The 13,431-nt window shown below is 60.8% G+C and carries 11 protein-coding genes; 10 read left to right on the top strand and 1 reads right to left on the bottom strand.

What is annotated here, in order from left to right; translation table 11 throughout:
• The first annotated feature begins 10 nt into the window (after positions 1 to 10).
• A complete protein-coding gene (locus B3397_RS18215; RefSeq protein WP_296252803.1) occupies positions 11 to 1,321 on the top strand; it encodes an ABC transporter substrate-binding protein in 1,311 nt (436 codons plus the stop codon).
• A gap of 107 nt (positions 1,322 to 1,428) precedes the next feature.
• Complete coding sequence (locus tag B3397_RS18220; protein ID WP_296252805.1) at positions 1,429 to 2,202, top strand: L-iditol 2-dehydrogenase; 774 nt, start codon at positions 1,429 to 1,431, stop codon at positions 2,200 to 2,202.
• 48 nt (positions 2,203 to 2,250) lie between these two features.
• On the opposite strand, the gene B3397_RS18225 is transcribed toward B3397_RS18220, so the two are convergent.
• Positions 2,251 to 3,153, bottom strand: a complete 903-nt coding sequence (locus tag B3397_RS18225; RefSeq protein WP_296252806.1) for a LysR family transcriptional regulator — start codon at positions 3,151 to 3,153, stop codon at positions 2,251 to 2,253.
• 229 nt (positions 3,154 to 3,382) lie between these two features.
• On the opposite strand from B3397_RS18225, the gene B3397_RS18230 reads away from it, so the two are divergent.
• From B3397_RS18230 to B3397_RS18265, 8 genes are all read left to right on the top strand, one after another.
• Positions 3,383 to 4,393, top strand: a complete 1,011-nt coding sequence (locus B3397_RS18230; RefSeq protein ID WP_296252808.1) for a zinc-dependent alcohol dehydrogenase family protein — start codon at positions 3,383 to 3,385, stop codon at positions 4,391 to 4,393.
• Between the two features lie 132 nt (positions 4,394 to 4,525).
• Complete coding sequence (locus B3397_RS18235) at positions 4,526 to 4,897, top strand: MerR family transcriptional regulator (protein ID WP_296252810.1); 372 nt, start codon at positions 4,526 to 4,528, stop codon at positions 4,895 to 4,897.
• 56 nt (positions 4,898 to 4,953) lie between these two features.
• Complete coding sequence (locus B3397_RS18240; protein ID WP_296252812.1) at positions 4,954 to 6,135, top strand: isovaleryl-CoA dehydrogenase; 1,182 nt, start codon at positions 4,954 to 4,956, stop codon at positions 6,133 to 6,135.
• A 36-nt stretch (positions 6,136 to 6,171) separates the two neighbouring features.
• Positions 6,172 to 7,779, top strand: coding sequence for a carboxyl transferase domain-containing protein (locus B3397_RS18245; RefSeq protein WP_296252814.1), 1,608 nt, complete (start codon positions 6,172 to 6,174; stop codon positions 7,777 to 7,779).
• Between the two features lie 182 nt (positions 7,780 to 7,961).
• Positions 7,962 to 9,887 (top strand): acetyl/propionyl/methylcrotonyl-CoA carboxylase subunit alpha, encoded by a 1,926-nt coding sequence (locus B3397_RS18250; RefSeq protein WP_296252816.1) that lies wholly within the window; start codon positions 7,962 to 7,964, stop codon positions 9,885 to 9,887.
• A complete protein-coding gene (locus B3397_RS18255) occupies positions 9,874 to 10,770 on the top strand; it encodes a hydroxymethylglutaryl-CoA lyase (protein WP_296252817.1) in 897 nt (298 codons plus the stop codon). Before B3397_RS18250 ends, B3397_RS18255 begins: the two co-directional genes overlap by 14 nt.
• Positions 10,771 to 10,842: 72 nt before the next feature.
• Positions 10,843 to 12,513: an AMP-binding protein gene (locus B3397_RS18260; RefSeq protein WP_296252819.1), complete on the top strand. Its 1,671-nt coding sequence runs from the start codon at positions 10,843 to 10,845 to the stop codon at positions 12,511 to 12,513.
• A gap of 349 nt (positions 12,514 to 12,862) precedes the next feature.
• Positions 12,863 to 13,252, top strand: a complete 390-nt coding sequence (locus tag B3397_RS18265; RefSeq protein ID WP_296252820.1) for a tautomerase family protein — start codon at positions 12,863 to 12,865, stop codon at positions 13,250 to 13,252.
• Positions 13,253 to 13,431: the final 179 nt, after the last annotated feature.

Here is a 13,431-nt window from a genome sequence, read left to right on the forward strand (position 1 = left end):
GGAGAGCCCCATGAAGATTACGAATGCGCTCGTCCTTTCTGCTGGTCTGTCATTCGCCCTTGCCAGCCACGCCGCCGAGACCTTGACGATCGCGACGGTCAACAACGGCGACATGATCCGAATGCAGCGGCTGTCCAAAGTCTTCGAGCAGCAGCACCCCGACATCAAACTCAACTGGGTCGTACTCGAAGAGAACGTACTGCGCCAACGCCTGACGACCGACATCGCAACCCAGGGCGGCCAGTTCGACGTGTTGACCATCGGCACCTATGAGACGCCGCTGTGGGGCGCGAAAAACTGGCTGGAGCCTATGAACGATCTCCCGGCCGGTTACGACGTCGATGACCTCTTCCCGGCAGTTCGCCAGGGTCTTTCCGTCAACAACACCCTGTACGCATTGCCTTTCTACGGGGAAAGCACCGTTACCTACTACCGCAAGGATCTGTTCAAGGCCGCCGGCTTGGCCATGCCTGAAAAACCTACCTGGTCACAGTTGGGTGAGTTCGCCGCCAAGCTCAACGATCCGTCCAGGGATCAGTACGGCATGTGCCTGCGCGGCAAGGCCGGCTGGGGTGAAAACATGGCGCTGCTGAGCACCATGGCCAATGCCTTCGGTGCGCGCTGGTTCAATGAAAAATGGCAACCCGAACTCGATAGCCCGGAATGGAAGGCAGCCGCCACGTTCTATGTGGATACGCTGAAAAAATACGGTCCTCCTGGCGTGTCCAGCAATGGCTTCAACGAGACCTTGGCCCTGTTCAACAGCGGAAAATGCGCGATCTGGGTGGATGCCAGCGTAGCTGGCTCTTTTACCACGGATAAGGAACAGAGCAGGGTGGTCGACAGCGTGGGCTTCGCGCCTGCACCGACTGAAGTCACCGACAAGGGCTCGTCCTGGCTGTACGCCTGGTCATTGGCGATCCCTGCAACATCCAAGCACAAGGACGCCGCCAAATCCTTCGTCACCTGGGCCACCTCCAAGGAATACATTCAGCTGGTCACCGACAAGGATGGCATCACCAACGTCCCACCCGGTACGCGTCTCTCGACCTACAGCGATGCCTACCTCAAGGCAGCGCCGTTTGCTCAAGTCACATTGCAGATGATGAAGCACGCCGATCCTTCCCAACCCTCGGCCAAGCCGGTGCCGTACGTGGGCATCCAGTACGTCGTGATACCGGAGTTCCAGTCGATCGGTACCTCTGTAGGCAAGCTGTTCTCCGCGGCGTTGACCGGCCAGATGTCCGTGGATCAGGCCTTGGCGTCGGCTCAGTCCACCACCGAGCGTGAGATGAAGCGAGCCGGCTACCCCAAGAAGTAGCTGGCCCAAGACACTCGCCGGCCTGATGCCGGCGGGTGTCGCGCGCAGCTCGATTCCAATCCGGCGGGCTTGCCGACAAGGCCGCCCCGCAATCAGAGGTAAATCCCATGAAACGTCTTGAAGGAAAAAGTGCGCTGATCACCGGCTCCGCGCGCGGTATCGGTCGATCTTTTGCCCAGGCCTACATTCGCGAGGGCGCAACCGTGGCAATCGCCGACATCAACCTGGAGCGCGCCCAGGCGACGGCGACCGAGCTGGGTGAGCAGGCTTATGCAGTGGAGATGGACGTGACCCAGCAGGCATCCATTGACGCGGCGATTGGCGCTGTCGTCGCCCATGCCGGCAAACTCGACATCCTGGTGAACAATGCCGCGTTGTTCGATCTTGCGCCGATCACCGAGATCACTCGGGAGAGCTATGACAAGCTGTTTGCGATCAACGTCAGCGGCACGCTGTTTACCCTTCAGGCCGCAGCCAAGCAAATGATCGCGCAAGGTCAGGGCGGAAAGATCATTAACATGGCCAGCCAGGCCGGTCGCCGCGGCGAAGCCCTGGTTGGTGTCTACTGTGCCACCAAGGCCGCGGTCATCAGCCTCACGCAATCGGCTGGTCTGAACCTGATCAAGGACAAGATCAATGTGAACGCGATCGCTCCCGGGGTCGTGGATGGGGAGCATTGGGACGGCGTCGATGCGTTGTTCGCCAAGCACGAAAACCGCCCACTGGGTGAGAAAAAGAGGCTGGTCGGGCTCGAAGTGCCGTTCGGACGCATGGGCACCGCCGAAGATCTGGTGGGGATGGCAATTTTCCTGGCCGGCTCGGAGAGCGATTACATCGTCGCGCAAACCTACAACGTCGATGGGGGTAACTGGATGAGCTAGTGATAGCGGCCAGCGTGCGCGGTGCGGTGGTTATAGCGCTGCGCGGGCTTATCCCGTCATGCCCTGCTCATCGAAGATAGCGACTAGCCAGTCCATGAAGGCGCGCACTTTCGGTGAACGATATTTACGGTCGGTGAACAGTAGCGATACGGGTTTGGGAAGGGTCTGCAGGTGAGGCAAAATCTCGATCAGCTCACCGGAATCGATATGTGCCTGAAGGGAAGGGCGCAGTCCCTGGAGCAGTCCCAACCCCGCCAGCCCACAGCAAAGAAAGGCCTCGGAGTCATCCACTACGATGCCGCTTCGCAACGTTATCGAGACGGGCTCTGCACCGCCCTGGAATTTCCACGGCATGATTTGTCGGCGGTGATCTATCAGAAAGTTGACTGCCAAGTGATCAGCCAGATCATCGAGGGTTGACGGCGTGCCGTACTGCGACAGATAGGCGGGCGCAGCGCAGGTGACCATGGAAACCGCTCCGATTCGCTTGGCCACCAGGCTCGAAGAGTCCAGCTCCCCCAACCTGACAGCGCAGTCCACGCCTTCGGCGATCAAATCGACCTGGTGATCCGTGGAGCCCAGTATCAACTCTATCTCGGGATACGCCACGCGAAACGCTGGAAGAGACGGAATGATGAACGCTTTCGCGAGCGTGATCGGCACATCGACACGAAGCTGGCCGCGGGGAGGGCGATCAGGGGAGAACCAGGCAACGGTGTCCGAGAGGTCCGCCAGCAGCTGCTTGCACCGGTCGTAGAATTCCTCTCCTTCAGGAGTTACGTGAATCCTGCGTGTCGTGCGATGAAGCAGCTGCACGTTCAGCTCCCGTTCGAGGTTCTGAATGGCTTTGGAGAGCGCGGGTCGGTGCAGCCTCAGGGACTCGGCAGCGCGGGTATAACTGCCGCGCTCAACAACGGCCACATAGATCTCCATCGCCTCGATCATGTTCATAGTCAGGGCCTTCGCCTACCAATTATCGGGCTGAGTGCTTGATCCGCACGGTTGCATTACTGCAACAATACACTGCGCCGCGGTGCGCTCAGGTCCCTATTGTAATTTTCCGAATAACAATCTTGTATTCCCATCGATATTTATCCTGATCCGTGCAGCGTGAACAATGCTCCCCAGCTCGGGCACGGCCGAATGACTCGGCACGCCCTACATCGCTCGGAGTAAAACCATGAAAGCGTGGTTGCTGCACGATTTTGGTTTGGATCACCTGAAACAGAGTGAAGCTCAAACGCCTACCCCGAAAGCCGGCGAGCTGCTGGTCAAGGTCGGTGCCGTGTCCTTGAATTTCCGCGACAAGGCAATCGTCGATGGTATCTACGAGCCGCACACGGTACCCAAGCCTCTGATTCCGGTCAGCGACGCTGCGGGTACCGTCGTAGCCGTGGGCGAGGGCGTAAGCCGTTTCGTCGTGGGTGATCGCGTCAACTCGCACCTCTACTCACATTGGCTCGATGGCATGCCGGCTCACGACGAACCCGACTATTGCTTCGGCTCTCCGCTGCCCGGCGGCCTGGCAGAATTCATGATCATCCATGAAGACAGCGCAGTTCGTGCCCCAGATGACATGAGCGACGAGGAAGCTTCGACTCTCCCGATTGCGGCGCTGACCGCCTGGTACTCGCTGGTGGATTTCGGGCAAATCGAAGCTGGCCAAACCGTCCTAGTGCAAGGCACGGGCGGTGTCTCGATTTTCGCCGCGCAGATTGCAATGGCACTGGGCGCCAAAGTCATCATCACATCCAGCCGTGACGAAAACCTCGACTCGGTGATCAAGCTGGGCGCAGTGGCCGGGGTCAACTACCGTAAAACTCCAGACTGGGCGGCGGAGGTATTGAAGCTCACCGACGGCAAAGGTGTGGATCTGCTCCTGGACGTTGCTGGCGGCGACGGCATCAACGAATCCGTCCAGGCAACCAGAGTGGGCGGCAAGATTGCCCAGATCGGCTTTCTCACAGGGCAGACCACGAGCCTGAACCTGATGCCGTTGATCTTCCGCCAAACCACCATTCGCGGGATCGCCGTGGCGCCGAGATCGTCTTTCGATCGGATGAACGAGTTCCTGAACACCCACCACATCCGTCCGGTGATCGACCACGTGTACCCGTTCGAACAAGCACGCGAGGCTTACGAACATTTGGCACGCGGGCCATTCGGCAAGGTTGTGATCAAGGTTGGCTGAAACGGTGGATGCCGAGCTGCGATCGTTCGCCGAAACGTTACGCCATAGGGCACGGGGGCAGCATCATCGAGTGGTTGACAGCCACTCGGATGAACGTTTACGTTAACGTCAACCCAGTCAGGAAGCTTCACTGTGAGCACCACCTATAGCATTTCGGATCTATCCCGGTTGTTGGACGTGACCCCCAGGACGATCAGGTTCTACGAAGAGCAGGGCATGGTTGCGCCCACCCGCCGCGGCCAGGAGCGTATCTACTCCGGGCGCGACATGGTGGCCATGAAGCTGATCCTGCGCGGCAAGCGCATCGGTTTCTCCCTGGCAGAGTGCAAGGAGCTGATCGACATGTACGACCCGACCGGCAACAAGAAGCAGCTCGACCGGTTCCTCGAAAAAATCACGCAACGCCGTGAGCAACTGCAACAGCAGATGCTCGACATCGAACAGATGCAGGTGGAGCTGGACACCGCCGAGGAGCGCTGTCGCACGGCGCTCGAGGCGTTCTGAAGGCTCTACCGTTATCTACTCCCGCACCAATAACGACAAGTATGTGAGTGGTGGATATGACATTGGTACCTGGACTCAACTTCTTCCTTGGCGAAGACATCAACATGCTGCGCGATTCGGTCGCCGCCTTCGTGGCTGCCGAGATCACCCCGCGCGCGGAACAGGCTGACCGCACCGATCAATTCCCCAACGACCTCTGGCGTAAATTCGGCGACATGGGCCTGCTCGGCCTCACGGTTTCCGAGGAATACGGCGGCGCCGGCATGGGCTACCTGGCGCACATGGTCGCCATGGAGGAAATCTCCCGCGGCGCGGGCGGTATCGGTCTGTCCTACGGTGCCCACTCCAACCTGTGCGTGAACCAGATCAACCGCAACGGCAGCGAGGCGCAGAAGCGCAAATACCTGCCCAAGCTGATTTCCGGCGAGCATATCGGCGCCCTGGCGATGAGCGAGGCCAATGCCGGCTCGGACGTGGTTTCCATGCGCCTGCGCGCTGACCTCAAGGGTGATCACTACGTGCTCAACGGCACCAAGATGTGGATCACCAACGGGCCTGATTGCGATGTGCTGGTGGTCTACGCCAAGACCGACACCAGCGCGGGTTCGAAGGGCATCACGGCGTTCATTCTGGAAAAGGGCACCCGTGGTTTCTCGGTGGCGCAGAAGCTCGACAAGCTCGGCATGCGTGGCTCCCACACCGGCGAGCTGGTGTTCGATAACGTCGAGATACCGGTCGAGAACGTCCTCGGCAGCGTAGGGCAGGGCACCAAGGTGCTGATGAGCGGCCTGGACTATGAGCGCGCGGTGCTGTCCGGTGGCCCGCTGGGCTTGATGCAGGCGGCGATGGACGTGGTAGTGCCCTACATTCACGACCGCAAGCAATTTGGCCAGAGCATTGGCGAGTTTCAGCTGATCCAGGGCAAGGTGGCGGACATGTACACCACGCTACAGGCCTGCCGCGCCTACCTCTATTCGGTGGGCAAACATCTGGACGCGCTGGGTTCGGATCACGTGCGCCAGGTGCGCAAGGATTGCGCCGGGGTCATCCTCTATGCCGCCGAGAAGGCCACCTGGCTGGCCGGCGAGGCGATTCAGATCCTGGGCGGCAATGGCTACATCAATGAGTTTCCGGTGGGGCGAATCTGGCGCGACGCCAAGCTGTACGAGATCGGCGCCGGCACCAGCGAGGTGCGACGCATGCTGATCGGCCGCGAGCTGTTCGACGAAACGCGCTGAGCCCGTTTCCGCCTTCCCTCACAGCAGGAACCTTTCATGGCCATTCTGAACAGTCAGGTCAATGCTCGCTCGGCGTCCTTTGAATCCAACCGCGAGGCGATGCTGAACCAACTCGACACCCTCAAAAGCCTGGCGGCGGACATCTACGAAGGCGGAGGCAAAACCGCCCAGGATCGTCACCTGGCGCGCGGCAAGCTGCTACCCCGCCAGCGCATCGATTTACTGCTGGATCCCGGCTCGCCGTTTCTGGAAATCGGCCTGCTCGCCGCCCATGACGTGTATGGCGAGAAGGTAGCCGCCGCCGGCCTGATCGCCGGAATCGGCAGAGTCAGCGGTGTCGAATGCATGATCATCGCCAACGATGCCACCGTCAAAGGCGGCAGCTACTACCCCCTGACCGTCAAGAAACACTTGCGCGCCCAGGAGATCGCCCGGCAGAACCGCTTGCCCTGCTTGTACCTGGTGGATTCCGGCGGCGCCAACTTGCCGCGCCAGGACGAGGTGTTTCCCGACCGGGAGCACTTTGGCCGGATCTTCTTCAACCAGGCCAACATGAGCGCCGTGGGCATCGCCCAGATCGCCGTGGTGCTGGGCTCCTGCACCGCCGGCGGCGCTTATGTGCCGGCGATGAGCGATGAAACCATCATGGTGCGTAACCAGGCGACCATCTTTCTGGCCGGCCCGCCCTTGGTCAAGGCGGCCACGGGCGAGGTGGTCACTGCCGAAGACCTGGGTGGCGCCGACGTGCACTGCAAGCTTTCCGGGGTCGCCGACCACTATGCGGAGAATGATGAGCACGCGTTGGCCATTGCCCGCCGCTGCGTGGCGAACCTCAACTGGCGCAAAGAAGCCGTGCTTTGTCGCGCCGCACCGGTCGAGCCGCGCTATCCGGTCGACGAGATCTACGGGCTGGTGCCGGCCGATCCCAAGCAGCCGTTCGACATTCGCGAGATCATCGCGCGGCTGGTCGACGATTCCAGTTTCGATGAATTCAAGGCGCTGTTCGGCGCCACCCTCGTCTGCGGTTTCGCCCACCTTGACGGCTACCCCGTGGCCATCCTGGCCAACAATGGCGTGCTGTTCGCCGAAGCGGCGCAGAAGGGTGCGCACTTCATCGAGCTCGCCTGCCAACGCAAGATCCCCTTGGTATTCCTGCAGAACATCACCGGTTTCATGGTCGGGCAGAAGTACGAGGCCGGCGGTATCGCCAAGCACGGCGCCAAGCTGGTGACCGCCGTGGCCTGCGCCCAGGTGCCGAAGTTCACGGTGATCATCGGCGGCAGTTTTGGCGCCGGCAATTACGGCATGTGCGGCCGCGCCTACGACCCGAGATTCCTGTGGATGTGGCCGAACGCCAAGATCGGCGTGATGGGCGCCCAGCAGGCTGCGGGCGTGCTGGTGCAGGTCAAGCAGGAGCAGGCGCAGCGCGCCGGTGCGGCGTTCACCGAGCAGCAGGCGGATGAACTGCGCCGTCCCCTGGTGGAACAGTACGAGCAACAGGCACACGCCTTTTACTCTTCCGCGCGGCTCTGGGATGACGGCGTGATCGACCCCGCCCAGACCCGTACCGTCCTCGCGCTGGCCCTGTCGGCCGCGCTGAATGCGCCATTGGCCGATAGCCGCTTCGGCGTCTTTCGCATGTAGGCCACGGTCAATTCTGGGGTTCGCGAACATGCACGCTTTCTCGACCATCGAAGGGGAATTTCCAGAGCAAGGTGTGGCCACGCTCTGGCTCAACCGGCCCGAGTGCGTACCGGCGCCGAAGGGGAGGAAGAGATGAAGGCATTCCTGGGAAAACGCAGCCGGTCCTGGCTAGGAGCATCGACATGAGCAAGCCCATCACCACCTTGCTGATCGCCAACCGCGGCGAAATCGCCTGCCGGATAATCCGCACCGCCAAGGCCCTTGGCATCGTCACCGTCGCGGTCTACAGCGATGCCGACGCCCAGGCGCGCCACACCCGGGAAGCCGATATCGCGGTTGCGCTGGGGGGCACCAAACCCGCCGACAGCTACCTGCAGGTCGAAAAAATCATTGCTGCGGCGAGGTCGACCGGCGCCGACGCGGTGCACCCAGGGTACGGTTTTCTCTCCGAAAACGCCGGCTTCGCTCGTCGCTTGGAGGAAGAGGGGATCACGTTCGTTGGCCCTCCGCCTGCCGCGATTGACGCGATGGGCAGCAAATCTGCCGCCAAAAGCCTGATGGAAAGCGCCGGCGTCCCATTGGTGCCTGGCTACCACGGCCAGGCGCAGGATCTGGACACCTTCAGGAGCGCCGCCGAACGCATCGGTTATCCGGTGCTGCTCAAAGCTGCGGCCGGTGGCGGCGGCAAAGGGATGAAGGTCGCCGAGCGCGCGGAAGATCTGGCCGATGCGCTGGATTCGGCCAAGCGTGAGGCGCTGTCGGCTTTTGCGGACCAGCAGATGCTGGTGGAAAAGTACCTGCTGGCGCCCCGTCATGTGGAGATCCAGGTGTTCGCCGATCAGCACGGCAACTGCCTGTACCTGCATGAGCGCGACTGCTCCATCCAACGGCGCCATCAGAAGGTGGTCGAGGAGGCCCCGGCCCCCGGCTTGTCTGCGCAGTTGCGCAAGGAAATGGGTGAAGCGGCCGTGCGTGCGGCCCAAGCCATTGGCTATGTCGGCGCCGGCACCGTGGAATTTCTGCTCGACGCCAGGGGCGAGTTTTTCTTCATGGAGATGAACACTCGTCTGCAGGTCGAGCATCCGGTCACCGAGGCAATCACGGGCCTCGATCTGGTGGACTGGCAGTTGCGCGTGGCGGCAGGTGAGCCGCTGCCGCTGCAACAGGACGACGTACCGCTGTTGGGGCATGCCATCGAAGTGCGGCTCTACGCGGAAGACCCCGAGGGTGGCTTCCTGCCCGCTAGCGGGCAACTGTCGCTGTACCGTGAAGCCGCTGCGGGCCCTGGGCGCCGGGTGGACAGCGGGGTAGAGCAAGGGAACACGATCTCGCCGTTCTACGACCCGATGATCGCCAAGGTCATTGCCTGGGGTGAGACCCGGGAAGAAGCTCGGCTGAGGCTGCTGGCCATGCTCAAGGAGACGGCAGTGGGTGGCGTGAAGACCAACCTGGCGTTTCTGCGGCGCATCCTCTCAACCCCGGCGTTCGCCAACGCGGAGCTCGATACCGGGTTTATCGACCGCCACGCCCAGGCGCTGCTGCCGGATCGTCCAGCACTGACCGACGCGTTTTGGGCGCACGCTGCCCAGACCTATCTCGACACTTCGACCAGGCTTGATCGCTCCGACGATCCGGCTTCCCCGTGGAGCCAAACAACCGGCTGGCGGATGCTGGCGGCGCCTCAGGCCCTGCTGCATCTGCGCTGTGGAGCTGAAGACCGGCTGTGCGTCATCGCTGCGCCTCCATCAACGCCACATCACGGAGTCAAGATGCTGGCCCGCCGTGGGGAGGTGCTGTACCTCGAATGGCAGGGCGACTGCTACGAGGTGACCAAGGTCGATCCCTTGGCCGAAGCCGCTGGCACACAGGCCGGCGACGGTGGCCTGGCGGCGCCCATGAACGGCAGTATCGTCCGCGTGCTGGTGGCTCCAGGGCAGCCCGTGCAAGCCGGCGATGCGCTGATCGTGGTCGAGGCCATGAAGATGGAGCACAGCATCCGCGCACCCTACGCCGGCCGGGTCTCGGTGGTGTTCTGCAGCGAAGGCGAAATGGTTGCCGAGGGACTCGTGCTGGTCGAACTGGAGGAGGTGAGTGATGACGCTGCCTGAGCGGGTTCGTATCGTGGAGGTCGGCCCCCGTGATGGGCTGCAGAACGAGAAGGCGACCGTCAGCGCGCAGGACAAGATCGCCCTGGTCAACGGCCTGGTAGAAGCAGGCCTTGGGTACGTTGAAGTCGGCAGCTTCGTGTCACCCAAATGGGTGCCGCAAATGGCCGACTCCGGTCAGGTCTTCGCCGGCATCGCGCGCCAACCCGGCGTGGTCTATGCAGCCCTGACCCCCAATCTGCAAGGCTTCGAGGCCGCGGTAGCGGCGGGCGCCTCGGAGGTCGCGGTGTTCGCCGCGGCGTCCGAAGCTTTCTCGCAAAAGAACATCAACTGCTCGATTGCCGACAGCTTGCGACGCTTCGAGCCGCTGATGGAGAAAGCCAATCAGCAGGGTATTCGCGTTCGCGGCTACGTCTCCTGTGTGCTCGGCTGCCCGTACGAAGGGGCAGTGGCTCCCGACAAGGTGCGCGAAGTGAGTACGGCGATGTGGCAGATGGGCTGCTACGAGATTTCCCTGGGCGACACCATCGGGGTCGGCACGCCAGAGCAGGCGCGGCGCCTGATCGACAACGTCAGCCGCGACGTTGCCCGCGAGCACCTCGCCGGGCATTTCCACGACACCTATGGCCAGGCCATCGCCAATATCTACGCCTGCCTGCTCGAAGGCGTCGCGGTGTTCGACAGCTCCATCGGCGGGCTGGGCGGCTGCCCCTATGCCATGGGCGCCAGCGGCAATGTGGCGACGGAAGATGTGCTTTACCTGCTCAATGGCCTGGGGATAGAGACGGGCATCGATCTCAACCGACTGCTTCAGGTCAGCCGGCGCATCATGGACGTGCTGGGCAAGGGGGCTGGATCACGGGTGGCCCGCGCGCGAGCGATCTGACGTTCAGGTGCCATGATTCGATAAGGCAACCCACCACTTGGCTGTACAACAAGCATAAGAAAGGTTTAACCCATGAACCCGCTGAGTTACTCGCAAGGCTCCAAACACCCCCCGCTGATCGCGCAGACGATCGGGGAGGCGTTCGACGCGACTGTATCCAGGTTCGGCCCGCGGTCGGCATTGGTGATTCACGATCAAAGCATCCGTTGGTCGTGGTCCGATCTGAAAGCCAATGTCGATCAACACGCGCGCGCGCTCATGGCTATCGGCATCCAGGCAGGAGATCGGATTGGGATATGGGCGCCTAACCGAGCCGAATGGTGCCTGACCCAGTTTGCGTCGGCAAAAATAGGGGCCATTCTGGTCAACATCAATCCTGCCTACCGCACCAGCGAGTTCGAGTACGTCGTTGCTCAATCCCAATGCAGCTGGATCATCAGCGATGAGACCTTCAAGGGCTCGGATTACCACGCGATGGTCAACGAGGTCATTCCTGAGCTGGCATCAAGCGAGCCGGGCGAACTGACAATCGATCGGCTGCCGAGCCTGCGAGGCGTCATCAGTCTGTCGGATTCACCGCCATCAGGTTTCCTGAGTTGGGCGCGGCTACAAAGCCTGGCCGACCGCGTATCCCCCGAGCACCTGGCTACTCGCCAAGCATCACTACAGTTCGATGACCCCATCAACATCCAGTACACGTCTGGTACGACTGGGTTCCCCAAAGGGGCGACGCTCAGCCACTACAACATTTTGAACAATGGTTTTCTGGTGGCCGAGAGCCTTGGTTTGACGGAGCAAGACAGCGTCGTCATTCCGGTGCCGCTTTATCACTGTTTTGGCATGGTCATGGGCAATCTGGGGTGCCTGACCCACGGTAGCGCCATGATCTATCCCAGCGCGGCTTTCGATCCACTCAAAGTACTGCAAGCGGTATCGCAGGAACGCGCCACTGCGCTATTCGGTGTGCCGACGATGTTCATCGCCGAGCTGGAGCATCCGCAGCGCGAAGCGTTCGATCTGTCCAGCTTGCGCACGGGCATCATGGCAGGCGCATCTTGCCCAATCGATGTCATGAAGCGCGTCATGACCGAGATGCATATGTCGCAAATACAGATCGCTTACGGTATGACCGAAACCAGCCCCGTGTCCTTGCAGACCGGCCCAGACGACGCGGTCGAGCAAAGGGTTTCGACTGTGGGGCGCACGCAACCGCACCTGGAGAACAAGATCATCGACGCGGATGGCAGAATCGTTCCCCGAGGCCAGGTCGGTGAGCTCTGTACCCGTGGCTACAGCGTGATGCTGGGCTACTGGAATAATGCACAGGGAACATCGGAAGTCATCGATGCCAGCCGCTGGATGCACACGGGGGACCTCGCGACCATGGACGAAGCCGGGTTTGTCACCGTGGTGGGGCGGATCAAAGACATGATCATTCGGGGTGGGGAGAACATCTACCCCTGTGAGGTCGAGGAATTCTACAGAGCTCATCCCGCGGTCGCGGACATCTACATCATCGGTATTCCCCACCCAAAATACGGCGAAGAGTTGGTCGCATGGGCGAGAATTCATGTAGACGAGACCGTGACCGATGAAGAACTCAGGTTGTGGGCCAAAGACAGGATCGCCCATTACAAGGTTCCCAAGCACTTCAAGTTTGTGGATACCTTCCCGATGACGGTAACCGGGAAGATCCAGAAATTCAGGATGCGGGAGATGAGTATCCAGGAAGTGGGGGAGTGAAGGGATTGCCAAGGCTAAAGGTCACACGCCATGGTCCAGCATGCAGCGGAGATGACATGCAGGATCCCCCAAGTCTTGATCTCCCAGGTCAGTAGTGACCTCGTTAGTGCAGCTACTGCTGGGGCTGGCCATGCGTGTGACACTTCGTATACGACTGTTCGATTTCACGGAGGCATGCCTTCCAAACTATCGAATTTTAATCGTTCGCTGCCACGGCTAGCCTCGAGTCACTCAGGCACCAGCCTCAAATTCCTTTGACGGCGGCACCTGTTGTATCGAGCCAGGTCAAGTCGGCCAGGCAATCTCCGCTACTGACCCATACTGCGTCCATAAACTGAGGAACAGCATCATGCCCTTCGTTCAGATATCGCTTCGTAAAGGTAGAACCTCCACTGAGCTTCGCGCGATAGCAGACGGGGTTCACGAGGCGCTCGTGGAAACCTACAAAGTACCTGTTGACGACCGATTCCAGGTCATTAACCAATACGATGAGGATACATTGATTTTCGACAGTGGATACCTGGGTATCCAGCGCTCGGACAATGTCGTGATCATTCATATTCTGGCAAGCAACTGGCGCGATACTGCCGCAAAGCAGGCTCTATACAGCGCCGTTGCCGATAAGCTATCCGCCACCGCTGGCGTACGCCCTGAGGACGTCCAAGTTTTTATCTCCAACAACAGCAAGGAGGACTGGTCGTTCGGTAAAGGCATCGCCTCGTATGTTCCCGCAGCATGACATCGCGGCCCGTGATTGGTGGTCACTGGAGGTTGTGGTGGTTGTGAGGCCGGGCGCGTAGAACGCTGGCAATCGCCACTTGCTGACACATCCCCGCGCTATAGGAATGAGCGCTGTATCTCCAAGTAATTTACTCGCAATAATGGCTGTGAAATCAAATCTCGCCGCGATCCTTTGGG

The organism is Pseudomonas sp. UBA4194, assembly GCF_002379585.1.
Lineage (GTDB): Bacteria > Pseudomonadota > Gammaproteobacteria > Pseudomonadales > Pseudomonadaceae > Aquipseudomonas.

Bases quoted from the DNA above. Each gene is read 5' to 3' on its own strand.
- B3397_RS18215 (WP_296252803.1), top strand. From the start codon at position 11: ATGAAGATTACGAATGCGCTCGTCCTTTCTGCTGGTCTGTCATTCGCC.
- B3397_RS18220 (WP_296252805.1), top strand. From the start codon at position 1,429: ATGAAACGTCTTGAAGGAAAAAGTGCGCTGATCACCGGCTCCGCGCGC.
- B3397_RS18225 (WP_296252806.1), bottom strand. From the start codon at position 3,153: ATGAACATGATCGAGGCGATGGAGATCTATGTGGCCGTTGTTGAGCGC.
- B3397_RS18230 (WP_296252808.1), top strand. From the start codon at position 3,383: ATGAAAGCGTGGTTGCTGCACGATTTTGGTTTGGATCACCTGAAACAG.
- B3397_RS18240 (WP_296252812.1), top strand. From the start codon at position 4,954: ATGACATTGGTACCTGGACTCAACTTCTTCCTTGGCGAAGACATCAAC.
- B3397_RS18245 (WP_296252814.1), top strand. From the start codon at position 6,172: ATGGCCATTCTGAACAGTCAGGTCAATGCTCGCTCGGCGTCCTTTGAA.
- B3397_RS18250 (WP_296252816.1), top strand. From the start codon at position 7,962: ATGAGCAAGCCCATCACCACCTTGCTGATCGCCAACCGCGGCGAAATC.
- B3397_RS18255 (WP_296252817.1), top strand. From the start codon at position 9,874: ATGACGCTGCCTGAGCGGGTTCGTATCGTGGAGGTCGGCCCCCGTGAT.
- B3397_RS18260 (WP_296252819.1), top strand. From the start codon at position 10,843: ATGAACCCGCTGAGTTACTCGCAAGGCTCCAAACACCCCCCGCTGATC.
- B3397_RS18265 (WP_296252820.1), top strand. From the start codon at position 12,863: ATGCCCTTCGTTCAGATATCGCTTCGTAAAGGTAGAACCTCCACTGAG.